At 71.9% G+C, this 20,017-nt stretch carries 20 protein-coding genes; 11 read left to right on the top strand and 9 right to left on the bottom strand.

What is annotated here, in order from left to right; genetic code table 11:
* Positions 1-90: 90 nt before the first annotated feature.
* Positions 91-1,206: an LLM class flavin-dependent oxidoreductase gene (locus tag KBX34_RS12665; protein WP_210925079.1), complete on the top strand. Its 1,116-nt coding sequence runs from the start codon at positions 91-93 to the stop codon at positions 1,204-1,206.
* A gap of 32 nt (positions 1,207-1,238) precedes the next feature.
* Here the strand turns inward: KBX34_RS12665 and KBX34_RS12660 are convergent, their stop codons facing one another.
* Positions 1,239-1,538, bottom strand: a complete 300-nt coding sequence (locus KBX34_RS12660) for a hypothetical protein (RefSeq protein ID WP_185755418.1) — start codon at positions 1,536-1,538, stop codon at positions 1,239-1,241.
* Positions 1,539-1,690: 152 nt separating this feature from the next.
* Between KBX34_RS12660 and KBX34_RS12655 the strand changes: the two genes are divergently transcribed.
* From KBX34_RS12655 to nudC, 3 genes are all read left to right on the top strand, one after another.
* Positions 1,691-3,001, top strand: a complete 1,311-nt coding sequence (locus KBX34_RS12655) for a pitrilysin family protein (protein ID WP_210794505.1) — start codon at positions 1,691-1,693, stop codon at positions 2,999-3,001.
* Positions 3,002-3,056: 55 nt separating this feature from the next.
* Positions 3,057-4,400 (top strand): pitrilysin family protein, encoded by a 1,344-nt coding sequence (locus tag KBX34_RS12650; protein WP_210925078.1) that lies wholly within the window; start codon positions 3,057-3,059, stop codon positions 4,398-4,400.
* A 76-nt stretch (positions 4,401-4,476) separates the two neighbouring features.
* Positions 4,477-5,436: an NAD(+) diphosphatase gene (nudC, locus tag KBX34_RS12645; RefSeq protein WP_210925077.1), complete on the top strand. Its 960-nt coding sequence runs from the start codon at positions 4,477-4,479 to the stop codon at positions 5,434-5,436.
* A gap of 128 nt (positions 5,437-5,564) precedes the next feature.
* Here nudC and KBX34_RS12640 read toward each other — a convergent pair whose 3' ends face one another.
* The 3 genes from KBX34_RS12640 to KBX34_RS12630 form a co-directional block, all read right to left on the bottom strand.
* Positions 5,565-5,840 carry a hypothetical protein gene (locus KBX34_RS12640; protein ID WP_088950054.1) on the bottom strand — a complete coding sequence of 92 codons (276 nt, stop codon included), beginning with the start codon at positions 5,838-5,840 and terminating at the stop codon, positions 5,565-5,567.
* 213 nt (positions 5,841-6,053) lie between these two features.
* Entirely contained in the window at positions 6,054-6,293 is a 240-nt protein-coding gene (locus tag KBX34_RS12635; protein WP_088950053.1) for a DUF397 domain-containing protein, read from the bottom strand.
* A 78-nt stretch (positions 6,294-6,371) separates the two neighbouring features.
* Complete coding sequence (locus KBX34_RS12630) at positions 6,372-7,352, bottom strand: helix-turn-helix transcriptional regulator (RefSeq protein ID WP_210925076.1); 981 nt, start codon at positions 7,350-7,352, stop codon at positions 6,372-6,374.
* A gap of 216 nt (positions 7,353-7,568) precedes the next feature.
* Between KBX34_RS12630 and KBX34_RS12625 the strand changes: the two genes are divergently transcribed.
* Positions 7,569-8,861 carry an MFS transporter gene (locus tag KBX34_RS12625; protein ID WP_141911033.1) on the top strand — a complete coding sequence of 431 codons (1,293 nt, stop codon included), beginning with the start codon at positions 7,569-7,571 and terminating at the stop codon, positions 8,859-8,861.
* 68 nt (positions 8,862-8,929) lie between these two features.
* Here the strand turns inward: KBX34_RS12625 and KBX34_RS12620 are convergent, their stop codons facing one another.
* Positions 8,930-9,172 carry a mycoredoxin gene (locus tag KBX34_RS12620; protein WP_088952000.1) on the bottom strand — a complete coding sequence of 81 codons (243 nt, stop codon included), beginning with the start codon at positions 9,170-9,172 and terminating at the stop codon, positions 8,930-8,932.
* Positions 9,173-9,264: 92 nt separating this feature from the next.
* Between KBX34_RS12620 and KBX34_RS12615 the strand changes: the two genes are divergently transcribed.
* The 3 genes from KBX34_RS12615 (at position 9,265) to KBX34_RS12605 (ending at position 12,303) form a co-directional block, all read left to right on the top strand.
* Complete coding sequence (locus KBX34_RS12615; protein WP_088950050.1) at positions 9,265-11,436, top strand: ATP-dependent DNA helicase UvrD2; 2,172 nt, start codon at positions 9,265-9,267, stop codon at positions 11,434-11,436.
* Positions 11,437-11,557: 121 nt separating this feature from the next.
* Positions 11,558-11,806, top strand: coding sequence for a hypothetical protein (locus tag KBX34_RS12610; protein ID WP_088950049.1), 249 nt, complete (start codon positions 11,558-11,560; stop codon positions 11,804-11,806).
* Between the two features lie 131 nt (positions 11,807-11,937).
* Positions 11,938-12,303 (top strand): WhiB family transcriptional regulator, encoded by a 366-nt coding sequence (locus KBX34_RS12605; RefSeq protein ID WP_088950048.1) that lies wholly within the window; start codon positions 11,938-11,940, stop codon positions 12,301-12,303.
* Positions 12,304-12,596: 293 nt separating this feature from the next.
* Here KBX34_RS12605 and KBX34_RS12600 read toward each other — a convergent pair whose 3' ends face one another.
* From KBX34_RS12600 to KBX34_RS12590, 3 genes are all read right to left on the bottom strand, one after another.
* Positions 12,597-13,943, bottom strand: coding sequence for an AarF/ABC1/UbiB kinase family protein (locus KBX34_RS12600; protein ID WP_088950047.1), 1,347 nt, complete (start codon positions 13,941-13,943; stop codon positions 12,597-12,599).
* Positions 13,940-15,052 (bottom strand): TOMM precursor leader peptide-binding protein, encoded by a 1,113-nt coding sequence (locus tag KBX34_RS12595; protein WP_210925075.1) that lies wholly within the window; start codon positions 15,050-15,052, stop codon positions 13,940-13,942. The genes KBX34_RS12600 and KBX34_RS12595 overlap by 4 nt, the downstream gene beginning before the upstream one ends.
* A 215-nt stretch (positions 15,053-15,267) precedes the next feature.
* Positions 15,268-15,438, bottom strand: coding sequence for a DUF5679 domain-containing protein (locus KBX34_RS12590; RefSeq protein WP_167457767.1), 171 nt, complete (start codon positions 15,436-15,438; stop codon positions 15,268-15,270).
* 512 nt (positions 15,439-15,950) lie between these two features.
* Between KBX34_RS12590 and KBX34_RS12585 the strand changes: the two genes are divergently transcribed.
* Complete coding sequence (locus KBX34_RS12585) at positions 15,951-16,481, top strand: M48 family metallopeptidase (protein WP_210794495.1); 531 nt, start codon at positions 15,951-15,953, stop codon at positions 16,479-16,481.
* Positions 16,482-16,785: 304 nt separating this feature from the next.
* The gene (locus KBX34_RS12580) at positions 16,786-17,394 is read left to right on the top strand and encodes a hypothetical protein (protein WP_210794493.1); all 609 of its coding nucleotides are present in this window, start codon (positions 16,786-16,788) and stop codon (positions 17,392-17,394) included.
* A 176-nt stretch (positions 17,395-17,570) separates the two neighbouring features.
* On the opposite strand, the gene KBX34_RS12575 is transcribed toward KBX34_RS12580, so the two are convergent.
* Positions 17,571-18,860, bottom strand: coding sequence for a zinc-dependent metalloprotease (locus KBX34_RS12575; protein ID WP_172862106.1), 1,290 nt, complete (start codon positions 18,858-18,860; stop codon positions 17,571-17,573).
* Between the two features lie 114 nt (positions 18,861-18,974).
* Between KBX34_RS12575 and KBX34_RS12570 the strand changes: the two genes are divergently transcribed.
* On the top strand, positions 18,975-19,988 hold the full coding sequence (locus KBX34_RS12570) for a PDZ domain-containing protein (RefSeq protein ID WP_172862105.1): 1,014 nt from the start codon (positions 18,975-18,977) through the stop codon (positions 19,986-19,988).
* Positions 19,989-20,017 lie beyond the last annotated feature (29 nt).

Genomic DNA, 20,017 nt, shown 5'->3' with positions numbered 1-20,017 from the left:
GCGGGATGACGCGTCTCAGTTATGTCGGTATTTCCTACCAGCTTGCTAGGTTAAACCGGACTCGGTGATCGGCAGAGGGGCGAATTCGCGATGAGCTTCCACTGGTTCCTGCCCACCTCCGGCGACGGCGACGAGGTCGGTGCCGCCACCGTCACCGCGGGCGCCGCCCGGCACGACCGGGCCGCCACCGTGGCCTACCTGGCCGAGGTCGGCCGGGCCGCCGAGACGCACGGCTTTACCGCCGTCCTCACGCCCGTTGGCGCCGGCTGCCCCGACCCGTGGATCGTCTGCGCGGCGGTGGCACAGCACACCGAGCGGCTCGGCATGCTGGTCGCCGTTCGGGCCGGCTTCGCGCTGCCCACCCTGATCGCCCAACAGGCCGAGGCGTTCCAGGCCATCTCCGGTGGCCGGCTGTCGCTCAACATCGTCACCGGCGGCGACCCGGCCGAGCAGCGGGCGTACGGCGACTTCCTCGGGCACGACGACCGCTACGCGCGCACCGGCGAGTTCATCGAGGTGCTCCGCCGCGCCTGGGCCGGCCGGCCCTTCGACTACGCCGGGAGGCACTACCGGGTCGACCAGGGCGGCCTGGCCACCCCGCTCGCCGAGCCACCGCCGGTCTACTTCGGCGGCGCGTCCCCGGCCGCCGAGACGGTGGCCGCCCGACAGGCCGACGTGTACCTGATGTGGGGCGAACCGCCGACGTCGATCGCCGCCCGGGTCGCCCGGGTCCGGGCGCTCGCCGCCGAGCAGGGCCGCACCCTGCGCACCGGTCTGCGGCTGCACGTCATCGCCCGACCCACCGGCGCCGAGGCGTGGGCGGAGGCCGACCGGCTGCTGGCAGGGATGAGCCCCGAGCGGATCGCCGCCGCACAGGCCAGGTTCCGCCGGATGGACTCGGTGGGTCAGGCCCGGATGGCCGCGCTCAACGCCGGTCGCACCGACGGGCTCACCGTCGCGCCGAACCTCTGGGCCGGCGTCGGCCTGGTCCGCGAGGGTGCCGGCACCGCGCTGGTCGGGAGCTACGCCGAGGTGGCGGCCCGCATCGACGAGTACGCGGCACTCGGCGTCGACGAGTTCGTCCTCTCCGGCTGGCCGCACCGGGAGGAGGCCGAGCGGGTCGGCGCCGAGGTGCTGCCCCGTGTCCGCCCGACACCCGAGCGGCATCACGCGGCGGGTGATGAACGGCGCGTGGGGGCGCGGTAAGCCTCCCTCGACGCGGTCCGCGCCGGCGCGGGTTATCCCTCGGCGGTGGGTCGGCTGTGCACCACCAGCTCGTCGATCTCCAACCGGCCGACGCGCAGCTCCCGCACGACCGCCCGGCGGATCGCCAGCCGCCCGATGACCAGCGCCCCGACGGCCACGGCCCCGACGGCCACCGCCCCCACGGCGAGGGCGCCGAACGACGCCGCTCCCACAGCCCGCGCGCCGGTCGCCGCCGCGCCGGTAGCCCGCGCGCCGGTCGCCGCCGCGCCCGTCGCCGCCGCGCCGCTCGCGCGCGCCCCGGTCAACCGCATCAGGCGTGTCTCTCGTTTCATCTCCTCATTGTCCCCGCACGGCCGGTCGCCCGCTTCCCACCGGTCCCGGATGTCACCCCAGCGCCCGACACACCCGCCGTCTCACCCTCGCGGTGGCGGCGGCTCCGGGAGGTCGCGGGTGGCGGGGGTGTCGACGCGCTAGGGTCGATCCCGTGGCGGCGCGGAGATCCAGAATTCCAGCGACGAAGTATCCGGTCGAGCGGTTCACCCTCGACAACGGCCTGCGGGTGGTGCTCACCCCTGATCGCAGTGCCCCGGTGATCGGGGTGGCGGTGGTCTACGACGTCGGCATCCGCTCGGAGCCGGAGGGGCGCACGGGCTTCGCCCATCTCTTCGAGCACCTCATGTTCCAGGGTTCGGAAAACCTGGAGAAGCTGGCCCACTTCCGGCACGTGCAGGGCGCTGGTGGCACCTTCAACGGCTCCACCCACCTGGACTACACCGACTACTTCGAGACGCTGCCGAGCAACGCGCTGGAACGCGCGCTGTTCCTGGAGGCGGACCGGATGCGTGGCCCCCGACTGACCGAGGAGAACCTGCGCAACCAGGTCGACGTGGTCAAGGAGGAGATCCGGGTCAACGTCCTCAACCGGCCGTACGGCGGCTTCCCCTGGCTGACCCTGCCGCCGGTCATGTTCGACACCTTCCCGAACGCGCACGACGGCTACGGCTCCTTCGACGACCTGGAGTCGGCGACCGTCGCCGACGCGGCGGACTTCTTCCGCCGCTACTACGCCAGCGGCAACGCGGTCCTCGCCGTCAGCGGCGACATCGACGTGGCCGAGGCGACCGAGCTGGTCACCCGGCACTTCGGTGACGTGCCAGCCCGACCGGCGCCGAAACGGCCCGACTTCACCGAGCCCGAGCTGACCGCCGAGCGGCGCACCTCGTACACCGATGCCCTGGCGCCGCTGCCGGCGGTGGCCGGCGCCTGGCGCGTGCCCGACCCGGTCACCGACTTCGCCGGCTACCTGCCGTACGTGGTGCTGGCCGAGGTGCTCACCGACGGCGACGCGTCGCGGCTGGTCGAGCGGCTGGTGCAGCGCGACCGCACGGTGACCAGCCTCGGCGGATACCTCGGTTTCATGGGTGACCCGTTCGACGTCCGCGACCCCACAGCGCTGCTGTTGCAGGCGCATCTGCCGCCCGGGGGCGACGTGGACAAGGTGCTGCGCACCATCGACGAGGAGTTGGACCGGCTGGCCACCGACGGGCTGACCGACGGTGAGCTGGCCCGCACCCAGGCCCGGATGGCGACCCATCTGCTGCGGGACACCGACGCGGTGCTCGGCCGGGCGCTGCGGATGGCCGTGCTGGAGCAGCAACGCGGCGAACCGGGCCTGCTCAACGAGTTGCCCCGGCTGGTCGGCGACGTCACCGAGGACCAGGTCCGGGCCGCCGCGGCCACGCTGCGGCCGGAGCGCCGGGCCGCCATCGAGGTCATTGCCGGAGGCGCCCGGTGAGCGCGAGGAGTGAGCCGGTTTTGCGAGCCCCGCAGTCGCGAACGAAGGTGGCACAGTGACTACGACCACTGCTCCCGTCGGGCCGCGTACGCTGCCGCCGCTGGGGCCGACCCGCAAGCTCAAGGTGCCCAAGCAGGCCGAACGTACGCTGCGCAATGGTCTCACCGTGATCGCCGTACGCCGGCCCGCCGTGCCGCTGGTCGAGTTGCGGCTCTGGGTTCCGTTCGGTCGGGTGCACCTGGCTCGCGGCGCCATGCTCTCGCAGACGATGCTCTCCGGCACCGAGTCGATGACGAGCGTGCAGCTCGCCGCCGAGTTGCAGAAGGTGGGTGGCGGGCTCTCCGCGGGCGTCGACCCGGACCGGCTGATGCTCTCGGGCGCCGGGCTGGTCACCGGCCTGGACCGGATGCTGGAGCTGCTGGCCGAGGTGCTGACCAGCGCCAGCTACCCGAGCGACGAGGTGGCCACCGAACGGGACCGACTGGTCGACCGGATCCAGGTGGCGCAGAGTCAGCCGGCGCACCTTGCCCGGGAGGCGCTGCTGAAGCGGATCTACGGCCGGCACCCGTACGCGACGCAGACCCCGGAGCCGGGTCAGATCCGCGCCGTCCGACCGGCGGCGTTGCGCACCCTGCACGCGGAGCGGGTCCACCCGGCCGGCGCGCAGTTGGTGCTGGTCGGTGACGTGCAGCCGGAGAAGGCGCTGGACGCCGCCGAGCGGGCGCTCGGCGGTTGGGCCGGCGCCGGGCGTGTGGCCGAGCTGCCGGCGACGCCGCCGCTGGAGCCGGGCCCACTGCTGCTGGTCGACCGGCCGGGCTCGGTGCAGTCCTCGCTGCGGATCGCGCTTCCGGCCGTGTCCCGCACCGACCCCGACCACGCCCCGCTGCAACTGGCCAATCTGATCTTCGGCGGTTACTTCTCCTCCCGTTGGGTGGAGAACATCCGCGAGGACAAGGGCTACACGTACGGCCCGCACTCGGGGATCGAGCACTCCGTGGCCGGGTCGGTCCTGGTGGCGTCCGCCGAGGTGGCCACCGAGGTCACCGGACCGGCGCTGCTGGAGACGACTTATGAGTTGGGCCGGTTGGCGTCGCTGCCGCCGAAGCCCGAGGAGTTGGAGCAGGCCCGTCAGTACGCCCTGGGCACTCTCCAACTCGGCATGTCCACCCAGGCCGGGTTGGCGGCGTTGACCAGCGCGTACGCGGGCAACGGGCTGCGCCTCGACTTCCTCGCCGAGTATGCGGCGAGGTTGGCGAAGGCGAGCATCGACGATGTCGCGCGTGCCGGCGCCCGGTACCTGGCACCGGCTCGGGCGGCGATCGTGGTGCTCGGTGACGCCGAGCGGGTCACCCCGGGCCTCGCCGCGCTGACTCCGGTCCAGACCGAGCCGAAGCAGTGAACGAGCGCAGCGAGCGAGCCATGGGGCTCAGCAGTGGGCCGTCTCACGGCGGCGTGGAGCGAAGCGGAGCGCTGGCGTGAGCGGGGAGGCGGCGCCGCCGTTGGCGCGGTCCACGCTGGATCGGGCCGCGCACCGGCGGGGCGACTCGCAGTGGCTGACCGAGGCGTGGCTGCGTGGCCGCGTGCTGCTGCTCGATTCGACCGACGAGGGTCGCACGTTGGCCCGCACCGACACGTCGCCACCGGCGTTGGTGCTGTTCGGTGCGGCCGACGTGCCGGCCGGGTCCGAGTCGACGGCGATGTTCCTCGGTGTCGAACCGGACGGGGTGCCCGTCTTCGCGGTCGACGCGCCGCTGCCGGCGTTGCCGGGGACCCGCGCGGTCAACCTGCGCGAGGTGGGCCACCTGCTGGCCGACCGGGAGGCCGGCATCTTCACCACGGCGTTGGCGCTGCTCAACTGGCACACCCGGCACGGCTACTCGACGAGCACCGGGGCGCCGACCGCGATGGACGAGGCGGGTTGGTCCCGGGTGGACCGTAACGGTGGGCGGATCTGGCCGCGTACCGACCCGGCGATGATCGTGCTGGTGCACGACGGTGTGGATGGCCCGGACGGTCGCTGCCTGCTCGGCAACAACGCCGGTTGGCCGGGCACCCCGGGCGGCCGGCGCTATTCCTGCCTGGCCGGCTACGTCGAGCCCGGCGAGTCGGCGGAGGCCGCCGTGCTGCGCGAGGTCCGCGAGGAGGTGGGCATCGGGGTCGAGCGCATCGGGTACGTGGGCAGCCAGGCGTGGCCGTTCCCCGGCTCGCTGATGCTGGGTTTCCTGGCCACCGCGAACCCGGACGATCCGGTGCGGGTCGACCCGTCCGAGATCGCGTACGCCCGGTGGTTCTCGCGCCGGGAGATCGGGGCGGCGCTGGCCGGGCGGACGGTGGACGTGGGTGACGGTGCCCAGCTGATCCTGCCGCCGCCGTCGTCGATCGCGCTGTTCCTCATCCACCGGTGGCTGGACGGCTGGGTGGACGCCGACCGGTGAAGCACGGTCCCGACCCGTGGCCGCCGTTGCCGCGGCGGTCACGGGTCGGGAACACGGGCCGTCGTGGTCGGTGGGTGCGATAAACGCGGCGGGGGAGCCGATCCGACCACGACGGACGTCTTGTCGAGTCAGGTGCCGTTGCGGCCCGGTCTGTGTCGGAAGGCCGCGCGAGGCTCGATCAGCGGTACGACCTTGACCCGTTGCTTGCCGGCGCGGACCGCGCCGACAGTGGCCAGAGCGCGGGCCAGCAGCAGTGCGGCGTCCCGGTCCTCGGCGTGCACGGTCTGCCGTCGTGGCTCGGGGGTGGTCGTCTCGTCGCGGAGTCGGTGGCCGTCTGCCCAGGCAGCGGCGATGTCCCCGTCGGCGACGGCGCGGATGTCGGTGCGAACGATCAGGAACCGCATGAGGGTCTCCGGATGAGCCGCGGTGGATAAGCCAGTGTGGAAGTTCCACGTATCCGAGGGCCATGTTACGCCCCGTGTTCGTCCCAGCAACTGAAACGCGCCTATCAGTTCGGAGCGTCGTCCGATCGGCCGATGCAGCTCAGTGGGGTGGAGGGGCGCGTACAGCGACGGGGCCGCCGGCAGTGCGCCGACGGCCCCGTACCTGTCACCGGATCAGTTCAGATCGAACTGGCCCTTCTTGGCTCCGGTGATGAAACCGAGCCACCCTGCGCGGTTGAACAGCAGCACCGGACCGCCTCGGTCCTTGCTGTCGCGCAGGGCGACCGCCGACGGGCCGGCGTTGAGTGGGGCGACCTCCACGCAGTTGGAGGTCTGGCTGCGTGTGCTGGTACGCCACGGGGCATCCGCCAGCGAGTGAGCGGAGACGGACGGCGTGTTACGGATGTCGTTCATGGTTCTGCTCCTGATGTGAAGCGATCCGATGGGACGAGTGGTGCCGCACGCCCCGACGGAGGGTCGGTCCCCCGTGGATCACCGATCGGTCAGCCGCCCCGAGGCCCGGCGGCGCTGGGTCGGCGCCGTTGCCGGCCCGAACGCCACTGTGGATGGGGGCGCCGCCTCGGTCAGCCGTCCCGTTGACTCGATCAGCCAGGAGAGGGTGTCCTCGGCGTTCAGTGCCGACGTGCATAGCCACTCGAACACCACTTTATAGCGATTTAGCGCGATTGCCTCGGTCGACATGACGTCGGTGAAGCCACCTTCGATGGCCAATGTCTCCGGATCGAGGGGATCGGCGAACCGGTAGACCGAGAACGCGGTCGGCGGGAGGTACCAATTGCCGATCTGGGTGTCGCGAAGCAGCACGTGCAGCGTCACGTTCGGCAGCAGGGCCAGCTCACAGAGCTGGAGCAGTTGTTCGTGCAGCACCTCGGGCGGCCCGGCGCGGCGGCCGAGAGCGGCCTCCTCCAGCACGGCGGTGTAGCGGGGCGCGTGCGGCTCACGGGTCAGCAACGACTGACGGGCCATCCGCGCCTGCACCTCGGTTTCCGGCTCGTCGTCGGGCTCGGGCTCGCCCGCGCCCGCGCCCACCTGCCGGGCGGAGACGATCCGGACCTGGGCGTAGCCCGGGGTCTGCAACAGGCCGGGCACCAGCACCGGGTTGTATTCGGAGATCTCGGCGCAGCCCGCCTCCAGCTCGGCCCAACTGCGCTGCTGCTGCGTCATCACCGGGAAGTTCTTCAGCCAGCCGCGCATGTCGCCGGCCTCGCCGGTGATGCCGAGCAACTCGTCGTGCACCGCCTGGTCGACGCCGTAGAGATCCAACAGGTCGCCGACGTCCTGCGGGTCCGGTCGGCTGCGGCCGTTCTCCAGGCGGGACAGTTTGGACGCGGAGGCCCAACCGATACGCTCGATCACCTGGTCGCCGGTGAGGCCCGCGGCCTCACGCAGGCGGCGCAGCTCGACGCCCAATCGGCGACGACGCAGGATCGGGCTGGGTGCGGCAGGAGGCACAGTGTCCTCTTTCCCGTCGACCGCCGCTGGCGCGACGGTAACTGTATGAAATTCGCCCCCCACGGTCAGTATGGACGGCGCGACCGGTGTCGGAGGTTCCGGCGGGGGCGTGTCCTGCAAAAATCGGACCACGGGAATGCCGGACGATGACGGACCCGCGGTCGCGGCCCACGTCGACCTCGCCCAGCCGGGCAGGCCATCCCGCCGGAGGGACCCATGCGCACGATCCTGCGCCGACCCGACTTCCGCCTGCTCTTCGGCGGTCTGCTGGCCAGCATGACCGCCGAGTCGATCCTGCTGCTCGCGCTCGCCATCTGGGTCAAGGATCTGACCGGCTCGAACGGGCTGGCTGGTGCCACGATCTTCGCCGTCATCGCGCCGATGATGCTGGCACCGCTGGTCGGCTGGTTCGTCGACCGGTACCCGCGTCGGCCGTTCTTCCTGGCCGCGAACGTGCTCACCGCCGCCCTGCTCACCCCGTTGTTCGCCGTCCGGCACGCGGGCGACGTCTGGATCGTCTACCTGGTGGCCGCCCTCTACGGGCTGTCGTCCATCACGCTCGGCGCGGCGCTCAGCGGGCTGATCCGGGAGATGGTGCCGGTCGAGCTGCTGGCCGAGGCGAACGGCCTGCTCCAGACCGTACGGCAGGGGATGCGGCTGATCGGTCCGCTGGCCGGCGCAGCGCTCTACGCGGCGCTCGGTGGGTGGGCGCTGGCCGGGATCGGGATCGTCGGATTTCTGACCGCCGCGGCGGTGGTCACCGCCCTACCCACTCCGCAGCAGGCGCCACCGCCCGTGCGGCTGCGCTGGCCAGCCGAGCTGGGCGCGGGCCTGCGGCACCTGGCCGGCGAGCCGGCCCTGCGCCGGGCACTGCTCGGCTACGGCCTGGGATCACTGGTGATGGGCTTCAGCGAGTCGCTCATCTTCGCGTACGTCGACCAGGGGTTGAACCGGGACGCCGCGTTCGTGGGCGTGCTGGTCACCGTGCAGGGCGTGGGTGGGCTGCTCGGCGGGCTCTGCTCACCGGCGCTGGTCCGCAGGCTCGGTGAGGTCGGCACACTGGCCGCCGGTGTCGCATTCTTCTCCCCGGCCGCGCTCGCGCTCGCGTACCCCGACATCCGGCTCGGGTTTGCGGCGGTGCTGCTGGCCGGCGTGTCGCTCCCGCTGACGATGGTCGGGCTGCACACGCTGATCCAGCGTCGGACCCCGCCCACGCTGGTCGGCCGGGTCGCCGCGGCCACGCAGGCGGTGGTCAGCGGCCCGCAGGCGTTCTCCATCGGTGCGGGCGCCCTGCTGGTCGGGTTCCTGGACTACCGGCTGCTCTTCGCGCTGGTCGGGGTGGCCACCCTGATCGCCGGTGGCTACCTCTGGCGGGGCCGGCACCTGAGCGCGCCACCCGGCACCCGCCCGCCCACGCCGGCCCTCCCGGTGCTCCCGGCACCCCGGCGACCGGCAGAGGACGCCGACCGGCCGCTGGCGACCGGCACCCACCTTCCGCCGCCACGATGACCGACCTCCGAACACGACGAGCGGCCGCCCCGAGTGGGGCGGCCGCTCGTCGACGGTCATCTGGCCGGTCAGGCGGTGAGGGTCTCCAGGTGCTGCTTGACCTGGGTGATCGAGGGATTCGTCAGGGCGCTGCCGTCGTCGAAGCGCAGGGTCGGCACCGTCTGGTTGCCACCGTTGACGCTCATCACGAACTCCGCGGCCTTCGGGTCCTGCTCGATGTCGACCACCTCGTAACCGATGCCCTCCCGGTCGAGCTGCGACTTCAGCCGGTGGCAGTAGCCGCACCAGGGGGTGGAATACATCGTCAACATGGTCGGATCCTCCAACTCCTCCGGCCGCGGCTTGCGGATCAAGCCGAGGCTGTTCGCTGCAACGCTGAGGGGAGCTGAGATGATTCCTGGTTGTGGCGGTTCACTCAGCGTCGGAACACGTGCTCGCCGGGCTGGACCCGGAGCAGCGCTCCGCCGTGACCGCGCCCGCCGGCCCGGTCTGCATCCTTGCCGGCGCCGGCACCGGCAAGACCAGGGCGATCACCTCCCGGATCGCCCACCGGGCACTCTCCGGTGAGATATCCCCCCGGCACGTGCTCGCGGTCACCTTCACCGCCCGTGCCGCCGCCGAGATGCGACACCGTCTCACTCTGCTCGGGGCGCACGGTGTCCAGGCGCGGACCTTCCACGCCGCTGCGTTGCGGCAGGTGCGGTACTTCGCGCCCCGCCTGCTGTCCGGCCGGGCCATGCCCGAGCTGCTGGACAGCAAGGTGCGGCTGGTCACCCTCGCCGCGGCCCGGGTCGGCCTGCGCACCGACCGGGCCGCCGCGCGCGACCTGGCCGGCGAGATCGAGTGGGCCAAGTCGTCGCTGGTCGAGCCGACGGACTACGTGGTGGCCGCCGCCCGGGCGCTGCGCGACACACCGCACGAGCCGGCGAAGGTGGCCGAGGTGTTCACCGCGTATGAGCAGCTCAAACGCTCGAACGGCGTGATCGACTTCGAGGACATGCTGCGTGCCGCGGTGTGGGGCATCGAGGAGCACCCGGACGTCGGCGAGCAGATCCGCACCCAGTACCGGCATTTCGTGGTCGACGAGTACCAGGACGTCAACCCACTCCAGCAGCGGTTGCTGGACGCCTGGCTGGCCGGCCGCAACGACCTGACCGTGGTCGGCGACGCCAGCCAGACGATCTACTCGTTCACCGGTGCCACCTCGGCGTACCTGGTCGACTTCCCCCGCCGGCACCGCAACGCCACGGTGGTCCGGCTGGTCCGCGACTACCGCTCCACCCCGCAGGTGGTCGGGCTGGCCAACGCGGTGATCTCCCAGGCCCGGGGCACCGAGGCGCGGTTGCGGCTGGAGCTGAGCGGGCAGCGCCCACCCGGCCCCGAGCCGGACCTGCGGATCTTCACCGACGAGCCGGCCGAGGCGAACGCGGTCGCCGCGCGCTGCCGCGCCCTGATCGACGCGGGCACGCCGGCGAAGGAGATCGCCGTGCTGTTCCGGGTCAACGCGCAGTCCGAGGCGTACGAGAAGGCGCTCACCGAGGCCGCGGTGCCGTACGTCGTGCAGGGCGCCGAGCGGTTCTTCGAGCGGACCGAGGTACGCCAGGCGATGGTCGCGCTTCGCGCCGCCACCCGCTCGATCCCCGGGGAGACGCCGCTGCCGGCCGCCGTCGTCGAGGCGCTCACCGCGGTCGGCTGGGCCCCGGACGCACCCCCGGCCGGTGGCGCCGCCCGCGAGCGGTGGGAGGCGCTGTCCGCTCTGGTCCAGCTCTCCGAGGAGTACGCGGCCAGCCCCGAGGTGGTGCCGATCGGCGAGGCCGCGTCGGTGGAACGTCCCGTCACGCTCACCGACTTCACCGAGGAGCTCGCCCGCCGGGCCGCCCAGCAGCACGTACCGACTGTGGACGGGGTGACCCTCGCCTCGCTGCACTCCGCCAAGGGGCTGGAGTGGGACGCGGTCTTCCTGGTCGGCCTCGCCGAGGGCACCATGCCCACCACGTACGCCAAGACCGTCGAGCAGGTCGAGGAGGAGCGTCGGCTGCTCTACGTCGGGATCACCCGAGCGCGGCAGTGGCTCTGGCTGTCGTACGCCGCAGCACGCTCGCCGGGCGGACGGGCCCGGCGGCCGTCGCGGTTCCTGCCCCAGCTGGACCGCTCCGGCGGCACCGAACGGGCGTCCGGCGGCGGCACCGGTCCGGCGGCCAAACGCACCGAGCGGCGTCGAACCCAGATCGTCTCCTGCCGGATCTGCGGCGCCACCCTGCTCGCCGGCCCGGACCGCAAGCTGGGTCGGTGCCCCACCTGCCCGTCCGACATCGACGATGAGCTGCACGAACGGCTGCGCGAGTGGCGGCAGCGGGTGGCCGGGGCGCAGAAGGTCCCCGCCTACGTGGTGTTCACCGACGCGACGCTGATCGCGCTGGCCGAGCGGCGGCCCGAGCGGTCGGAGGAACTGATCGCCATCGCCGGTATCGGCCCCCGCAAGCTGGGCCTCTACGGGGAGTCGGTGCTGGCGCTGGTGGGGGGCGCGGGGGTGGACGATGTCTGCCCTGAGAAAACTTTCGAAATCTCGTCGTAAATTCGTTTGCCCTCGCCCCGGCGCGAGGAATAGCCTCAGAACACACCACGCGAGCGGCGCCATTCCGGCTGCTCACGGGGTTGGTCCAGTCGATCCGAGGAACGTGAGGGAGGTGGGTCCCGTGAAGATTTTCACCTATGAGCGTCTGGCGGTGATGCCGTCTGTCCACGCTCCGCTGTCGGCTGTCCGGGTGGCCCTCACGGCTGCACGACCGTCGGTTCCGCAGGTGCACCAGGTTCAGACCGAGCTGAGCCTGACCCTCGCACCAGTCGGAGTCGAGGGGACCAGTGGCTTCACGGGCAATGGCATCCAGGTCGCCAAGAAGCGCATGGATGTCCGCGGCGTTCCACCTCGAGGTAAACCGGTCTGATCATCAGACACCGGCTCACCTCGAGGCCGCGGAACCCGCTTACCGGGATCCGCGGCCTCAGTTTTTTGCCCGCCGTAAGTACGTCGGAATGCGATCCACGAGATCGAATGTGAGAGAGAGGTGACCGGGAGATGAGTCTGGCGTTGGCCCCACTCGACATGAGCATCGAGATGGAGGCGAACCTGCCCTGCCGGAAGTTCGACCCTGACCTGTGGTTCTCCGACTCGCCCACCGAGCTCGAGCTGGCCAAGTCGCTCTGCGGGGACTGCCCGCTGCGTGTCGAATGCCTGGCCGGAGCCGTTGAGCGAGCGGAGCCCTGGGGCGTCTGGGGCGGCGAGATCTTCGAGCGTGGCGCGGTCGTCCCGCGTAAGCGGCCCCGTGGCCGTCCGCGTAAGGAGGACGTCGCTCGTGACGCCGAGCTTCGGGTCGAGGCCGAGGCGCGCCTGGCGGCCAGTGGGCTGTCCGAGGTGCGTGGCGCGGTCCGGCTGGCAGCCTGACGTGTTCCCGATCCGTACCAACTACGCCGGTGTCACACCGGCAGTGAGTGAGAAGACGATGTTCAACGTCCCGAGTGGAGCCTTCGAGATGCAACTACTCCACGAAGCGTTGTCCCGGGCTCGAATGCGCCGGCCTCAGGCCGGTCGTACCACCACGAGCACTGAGGCAACCCGATCCGCCCGTACCGTCGCCATGAACAGCCGCAACCAGACGGCACGCGACCTGGGCGTTCTCTAGTACCACCGCACACAGAAGGGCGGGTGCCGACCGGCACCCGCCCTTCTGGACGTCCTCAGGCGACCGGGGCGAAGCCGGGCAGCCAACGCTCCAGGATGCTGCGGTACGGAGCCTTCGCCTCCAACTGGCAGAGAATTCCGATCGAGCCGAGCGTCACCCGGTGGATCAGCAGGTACGACGGCGGCAGGTTGAGCTGCCTGCTCAGCTGGTACGTGGGGGAGCGCGGGCTGGCGAGTCGACCCGCCTCGGCCCGCAGCCAGGCCCGGGTGAACCGGAACCCGTCCGCCGCGATGGGCTCCAGCATCGGACGGATGAAGTCGAGCACCCCCTCGGCGTCGATCTGCTCGGTGGCGCCGATGAAGCCCTCCGAGCGCAGCCCCGCTACCACCTCGTCGGCGTCGCCGCGCAGCGCCATCGCGGCGATGCGACCGATCGGCTCCGGCGTTCCCTCCGGCATCCGGGCCACCGCGCCGAAGTCGATCACCCCGAGTCGGCCGTCGGGCAGCAGCCGGAAGTTTCCCGGGTGCGGGTCGGCGTGCAGCAACCCGGCCCTCTGCGGAGCGGAGAGGTGCAGGGTGGCCATCAGTCGGCCCGCCTCGTCCCGCTCCTCCTCGGTGCCCTCGCGGATGATGTCGGCCAACGGGGTGCCCGTCACCCACTCGGTGACCAGCACCCGGGGTGCCGCGTTGATCACCTGCGGGATGTAGATCTCCGGGTCGTCGGCATACGCGGCCGCGAAGGCGCGCTGCGACTCGGCCTCCAGCTCGTAGTCCAGTTCCTCGGTGATCCGCTCGCGCAGCTCGACCAGGAGCGGCTTGACATCCAGACCGGGTTGGATGGCCCGGAACATCCCACCCAGCCGGGAGAGCTGCTTGAGGTCGGAGAGCAGCGCTTCACCGGCGCCCGGATATTGGATCTTGACCGCCACGTCGCGGCTGTTCGGTGCGCCCGACTCGTCGAACCCCGGCTCCCGCCACCGAGCCCGGTGCACCTGGCCGATGCTGGCGGCGGCGGCCGGGGTGTCGTTGAACTCGACGAACAGGTCCCGCCAGTCGGGGCCGAGCTGCTCGGCCAGCACCTTGTGCACGCTGGCGACCGGCAGCGGCGGCGCCGCCTCCTGGAGCTTCGTGAGCGCCTGGCGGTAGGGCGCGGCGATCTCCTCCGGCAGTGCCGCCTCGAAGACCGACAGCGCCTGGCCGAACTTCATCGCCCCACCCTTGAGCTGGCCCAACACGCTGAACAGCTGCTCGGCGGTGCGCTGCTGGATCTCCGCGGAGATCACATCGGAGGCGAGCCCGGTGACGCGCTTTCCCATGCCGAGAACGGTCCGGCCGGCGAAGCCGAGCGGCAGGGCGGCGAGCTTGGCGGTGCGGGACACGGCGCGGCGCGGTATGTCGGTCACACGGTCATTGTTACCGACCGGAGGGCTCCGCTGCTGCTCTGCGGCCGGGCTGGTGCGGACACTCGACCTCGCGAGCACCCGCACGCCGGGTGTGGCGGCCAGCCCCGACGGCGGAAGCGGCCCGCGCCGGTGATCTCCATGGCCCCACCGAGGGTCTCCGGCTGACCGCCGTCGAGCTGCGTCAGCGCCTCGGCCAACGCGTACCCGATGGCTGCCAGCAGGGTGCTGGTCGCGCCAGCGGCGACCGGGTCGGTGGCGGCGAGCTGGGCGGCGAGCCGCGGCCAGTCCGGGTCGCGGTCGGCCCGGTGCAGCTCGACGCAGTGCAGGCAGGGCCCGGCCGGTGGGCGGACCAGCGGCCCGACGACCGGTACGCCCTCGCGCAGCGTGACCAGCAGGTGTGGCTGCCGGCGTTGGGCCAGACCGGCGGCCACCAGCGCGGGTGGCCGGTCCGTGCCGAGCTGGATCACCAGGTCCACCCGGGTCGCCCGGCCCCGCTGGGTGCCGGTGCCCGGTGCGACGCGGTTGACCGCCGCCCGCACGGCCGGTGCCAGCGGGTGACCCAGCTCGGTGGCGGGGATGCCCGTGCCGACCAGGTCGACGGGGCGGACCGGGCCGGTGAGGTGGGGGATCACCTGCCCTACGCCGGCCTGGGCCAACGCCACCGTCAGCGGCCCGCCGAGCGCCCCGGCGCCGGTGAGCACGACCCGGGTGGTCCGCCGACGGCGCAGGACCTGTGCGGGGGTGCCGGGCAGTCGAGCGGCGGCCAGGGCCAACGCGCCGGCCTCCGCCGCCAGCCGGGCGCGGACCGGGCCGGCCAGGTCACGGGGGAGCAGGCTGTGCGCGGGCACCAGCAGGCCGGCCGTACGCAGGGCGTCGAGCAGCGTACGTGCCTCGTCGGCGGTGACCCGGACGGTGGCCGCCTGCGTCAGGACGGAGCGTTCGCTGCGGGTGCCGTCGAGCAGGTCGAGCAGATGGGCGGCTCGGGGATTGGCCAGCTCCAGCAGCACGGCGGGCCCCGGGCCGACGCCGAGCTGGAGGGTGTGCCGGTCCCGCCAGAGCCGGTTGAGGCCGGGCAGCAGCGTGGGACGGGGCAGTACGGTGCGACTCATGGTCACCAATCGTGACCGTGACTTCGCGTTCGGTCGATCGTTGTCCACAGGCGCCCAGGCCGCTGTCCAGCGTTGTCCACAGGCTTTGCCGGGTTTTCCACAGGCTGCCGACGAGGCTGTCGGTCACCCGACAGGCGGTCGACGACCCGCCGACCGCCCAGGACGGCAACGGGGCGGGGTGACCACCGGCCACCCCGCCCCCGTCACCCGTACGGTCAGACCTTGGCCTTGCCCAGGATGCGGTTCACTGTTGTCCCGCAAACCGGACACTTGCCCTTGGCCATGTTCATTCCGGTCTTCGAGACCTCGACGTGCCCCTCGAAGTCCCGCTTCTCCTTGCACTTGACGCAGTAACCGTTGTAGGTCGTCTGGGCCTGGTCGGCCACGGTGCCCTCCTCGTCTCGTCCGCCGGTCAATGCCGTCCCGGCGGGGTGCCCGGCGGCGGGCCACACGGGGCGCCGGCGCTGGGTCTCACTCCGCGGCCACCTTCGTGACCGCTGGTTCGCGGACCCTACCCAGGTCTGGGCAGTTCCATGTCAGCTGTGCATCGACACTGTGAGCAAGTCGACGTCGAGAGTGTGCATGGCGAAATAGGTCGGATAAGTCAGTTTGGCGGGGACACGCCGACCAAACCCTCACAGCCACCCGTGCGAGTGCCCCCGGCGCGGCTTCCGGCCGGTGATCACCTACGGTGGAGAGGCGTCGTGCGACACCGCCATCAGCGTTCACGAAGGGTGACGAGATGGCGTGGCGGGGACGTCGTCAAGAAATTTTCCGGACGCCTGGCGACCAATCACCATTTTCTGGGCGCGTGTCGGGTGGTTGACCCTTGCGGACCCCTGGTCAGTACGCATTAGCTTTCCTTCGTGACACGTAGCCGAGGCTGCGCGGGCCAGTGATGGCGGGGACGCGCAAGCCGGTCGTCGAGGTGCGGCGCAGCCAGCGCCGACGACGCACGGTGTCTGCGTACCGTGACGGTGAGCGGGTCGTCGTCCTCATCCCGGACCAGTTCTCCCGAGCCGAGGAGAGCGAGTGGGTCGACCGCATGCTCGCCCGGCTCGCCGCCCGGGAGGGGCGTCTGGCCCGCTCCGACGCCGAGCTGCTGGCCCGGGCGCGCCGGCTCATCGAGCTCTACCTGGCCGAATACCCCACGAAGGCCGTGCCGGCCAGCGTCCGGTGGGTCACCAACCAGAACGGCCGGTGGGGCTCCTGCACCCCTGCCGACCGCAGCATCCGGATCTCGCACCGCGTTCAGGAAATGCCCGACTGGGTGATCGACTACGTGCTGCTGCACGAGTTGGCGCACCTCATCGTGCCCAGCCACAACGCCCGGTTCTGGGCGTTGGTCGGCCGCTACCCGAAGGCGGAACGCGCCCGCGGCTACCTCGAAGGCGTGGCCGCTGCCTCCTGCGCGCCGCTCCCCACCTGATCCAGAGACCCCGAGTCTCCGGGCTGCCGCGCGCCGAGCCCCTCGGAAAGCCCCGCGCCTCGTTAGGAGAGCGCGGTTGGCCTAGATCCACTCGCCTTCCTGAAAACCGCGCTATCGATGCCCTGCGGACACCGCGACTTCCATGAACCCGAGTCGATCATGCCCGCGCGCGCCGTGCGAGACGGCCGTTCGGCGTGCTGGGGCCTGCGGGGTGGTCGGGCGTGCGGGGTCGCTGTTCGGCGCGGCACGGCCGTGCGAGTGAGCGGGTGGTCGGGGCGGCCAGGGTGGGCGCTAGGGTCGGGGGGTGGCACGACGGGTGGTAGTGGCGTTGCTCGGACCGGTTCCCTGGTCGCCGCCGGGCGTCGACCGGACCGAATGGCGAGCGGCGCTCGCGGAAGACGTCATCGACCTGCTCGCCACGCTTAACGAGGTGGAGATCGCCGTCGCGGTCACCCCGGCCGACCGAGCACTCGCCGACGCGTTGGTCTGGCCCGGCACCGCGGTCTACGAGGTCGCCGAGCCGACGCCGAACGCCGTGTTCGCCGCGCTGGAGGGCTACGACCAGGCGGCGGTGCTGGTCGGGGACGTGCCTGACCTGCCCGCACTGACTGTCGGCAAGCTGCTGCGACCGCTCACCACCCGACCCGTCGCGGTGGCTCCGGTCGACGGCGGCGGTCCGGGCCTGCTCGGGGTGGCTGTGCGGCTGCCCGTGCCGGGTTGGCTACCCCCGCTGAACCTGGACACGGCAACGCCGACGGACGTTCGTTCCGGTGCCCCTCGACCGGGGGACGTGGCGGTCACCGCCGGCTGGCGGCGACTGCGCGGCCCGGCCGACCTGGCCACGCTGGACCCGGCCTTCGAGGGTTGGGAGGCGACCCGCGCCCTGCTCTCCGGCTCGGGCCGCCCCGCCTGACCCGCACGCTTCCCGACCGGGGGCCGTCACCTGCTGCCCATCCAGGGCCACCTGCACGCTGGGCGCCCGCCGTCGAGCAGGCGGGCACCCGGCTTCAAGCATCACGGCCCCAGGGCATCGCGACCCCAGGCGTCACGACCCCAGGCGTCACGACCCCAGGCGTCACGACCCAGGTTTCAGGACTTGGTGTCGTCCTCGCCGTCGGTCTTGTCGGGCTGGCCCGGGGACTTCTCCTCCACCCCACCGGGAGCGGTGAAGTCGAAGCTGTCCAGCTCGCTGAGGTCCATGTCGTTCATCGCGAAGGCGACCGGGTCGGCGAAGTCGTCGTCCGACGGGAGCAGGTCCGGGTGGCCCCACACGGCGTCGCGGCCCTCGATGCCACGGTGCTGGGTGAGCGCCGCCCAGAGTGCCGCGGCCTCGCGAAGGCGCCGTGGGCGCAGCTCCAGGCCGACGAGTGCGGCGAAGGTCTGCTCGGCGGGGCCACCGGCGGCACGGCGACGGCGGAACGCCTCACCGAGCCGGACGACGTTGGGCAGCCGGTCGCTGGCGGCGCTGTCCACGACGTGGCAGACCCAGCCCTCGACCAGGGCGAGTGCGGTCTCCAGCCGGGCCAGTGATGCCTTCTGCGCCGGAGTGTCCTCCGGTGTGAAGATGCCCTCCAGGGCGATCGCCTGCATCGACTCCGGGTCGGTCGGGTCGACCCGGCCCATCGCCTCCTCGATCGCTTCCCGGTTGACCCGGATGCCCGAGGCGTACATCTCGACTGCGCTGAGCACGTGACCGCGCAGCCACGGGACGTGCTGGAACAGCCGCTGGTGGGCGGCCTCACGCAGCGCCACGTAGAGGCGGACCTCGTCCTCGGGAAGCTCCAGGCCCTCGCCGTACGCCCGAATGTTGGCCGGGATCAGCGCGGCCGTGCCGGCCGGGCCGAGCGGCAGCCCGATGTCGCCGGCGGAGAGCACCTCCGCGGCGAGCGAACCGAGGGCCTGGCCCAGCTGACCGCCGAAGAGCGCGCCGCCGAGGGAGGCCACCATCGACTGCATCGGGCCGAGTTGGGCGCGGGCCTCCGGTGGCACCAGGTCGCCCATCGCGCCGACCATGCGGCTGGCCACCGGGTCGCAGAGCTTGCGCCACACGTCCAGCGTCTTGAAGATCCACTCATTGCGGTTCCAGGCGACCGGGGACTGGATGCCGGACGGCCACGCCGAGGCCGGCTCCAACCACAGGTCGGCCAGGCGCAGCGCCTCCTCGACGGCGTTGCGCTCATACGGTGACACCGCCGGGTCGCCGGCGGCCGCGAGCTGGCTGGCTGCTACCTGCCGGGCCAGGTCCCAGTTGACCGGCCCGCTGCCCGGCGCGGAGAGCAGGTGCTGCAACTGCGACATGAACTGCTGCATCTGCGCGGGATCGTTGGGGTCTGGTGGTTGACCACCCGGGAGCGCGAAACCGAACGGAATATCAGGCACGACGTCTACGGTACGCGGGCCGCGCCCCAGGTCGCCGCCGCTGGCGTTGCGCTGAGGGCGAAGTCGCGTGCGCATCCGGCAGGAGGCGTCCGGTCGGTCGGTACGCTCTGCGGCATGAGACGTCGTGGCCTGACGGTCCTGCTCGGTGCCCTGTTCACCGCCCTGCTGAGCATCGGGGTGCTCCGGGTTCCGATCCCGTACGTGGTGCTGGGCCCCGGCCCGACGGTCAACACCCTGGGTACGGCCGACGGCAAGGAGGTCATCCAGGTCACCGGGCGGGAGACCTCGACCTCCGCCGGTCAGTTGCGGTTGACCACGGTGGGTGTGCAGCCCACGGTGCGGTTGCGCGGGGCGATCGCGGGCTGGTTCTCCGACGACGAGGCGGTGGTGCCACGCGAGTTGGTCTACCCGCCGGGGGAGTCGACGGAGCAGGTCGAGCAGCGCAACGCCGAGGACTTCAAGGCGTCCCAGACCAGCGCGGAGACCGCCGCGCTGCGGGAGCTGGGCTTTCCGGTGCAGGTGGTGATCAAGACGGTGTCTGGTGACGGGCCGGCCGCCGGCGAGTTGAAGGCCGGCGACGTGATCACCTCCGTCGACGGTCAGCCGGTGCCGGTGGCCGCGAAGGTCACCGAACTGGTCCGGGCCAAGCCGGCCGGGACGGCGTTGACCATCGGCTACACCCGGGACGGCGTGCCCGCCACGGTGAAAGTGACCAGCCAGGAGCAGGACGGTCGGCCGCGGATCGGCGTCGAGATCGACCAGCAGCAGCCGCACCCGTTCACCCTCGGCATCGACCTGGAGGACATCGGTGGGCCGAGCGCCGGTCTGATGTTCGCCCTGGGGATCGTGGACAAGCTGACCCCGGCCGATCTCACCGGCGGTCAGATCATCGCCGGCACCGGCACCATCGACGACGAGGGCACCGTCGGCCCGATCGGCGGGATCGCCCAGAAGCTGGTCGGCGCCAAGCGCGCTGGGGCCAAGGTGTTCCTCGTGCCGGCGGACAACTGCGCCGAGGCGGTCCGCAATCCGCAGCCGGGTCTGCCCCTGCTGCGGGTGGGTTCGTTGGACGAGGCGATGACCGCTCTGGAGGCGTTGCGCGCGGGTGGTCAGCCGACGCGTTGCTGACCGGTGTGACCGTGCCCCGACACGCTCAG

The organism is Micromonospora sp. M61 (assembly GCF_018070245.1).
Taxonomy (GTDB): Bacteria; Actinomycetota; Actinomycetes; order Mycobacteriales; family Micromonosporaceae; genus Micromonospora; species Micromonospora zamorensis.
This window is presented reverse-complemented; position numbering and strand designations above follow the sequence as displayed.

Bases quoted from the DNA above. Each gene is read 5' to 3' on its own strand.
- KBX34_RS12665 (WP_210925079.1), top strand. From the start codon at position 91: ATGAGCTTCCACTGGTTCCTGCCCACCTCCGGCGACGGCGACGAGGTC.
- KBX34_RS12660 (WP_185755418.1), bottom strand. From the start codon at position 1,538: ATGAAACGAGAGACACGCCTGATGCGGTTGACCGGGGCGCGCGCGAGC.
- KBX34_RS12640 (WP_088950054.1), bottom strand. From the start codon at position 5,840: ATGCGGTTCCTGATCGTTCGCACCGACATCCGCGCCGTCGCCGACGGG.
- KBX34_RS12635 (WP_088950053.1), bottom strand. From the start codon at position 6,293: ATGAACGACATCCGTAACACGCCGTCCGTCTCCGCTCACTCGCTGGCG.
- KBX34_RS12625 (WP_141911033.1), top strand. From the start codon at position 7,569: ATGCGCACGATCCTGCGCCGACCCGACTTCCGCCTGCTCTTCGGCGGT.
- KBX34_RS12620 (WP_088952000.1), bottom strand. From the start codon at position 9,172: ATGTTGACGATGTATTCCACCCCCTGGTGCGGCTACTGCCACCGGCTG.
- KBX34_RS12605 (WP_088950048.1), top strand. From the start codon at position 11,938: ATGAGTCTGGCGTTGGCCCCACTCGACATGAGCATCGAGATGGAGGCG.
- KBX34_RS12595 (WP_210925075.1), bottom strand. From the start codon at position 15,052: ATGAGTCGCACCGTACTGCCCCGTCCCACGCTGCTGCCCGGCCTCAAC.
- KBX34_RS12585 (WP_210794495.1), top strand. From the start codon at position 15,951: ATGGCGGGGACGCGCAAGCCGGTCGTCGAGGTGCGGCGCAGCCAGCGC.
- KBX34_RS12570 (WP_172862105.1), top strand. From the start codon at position 18,975: ATGAGACGTCGTGGCCTGACGGTCCTGCTCGGTGCCCTGTTCACCGCC.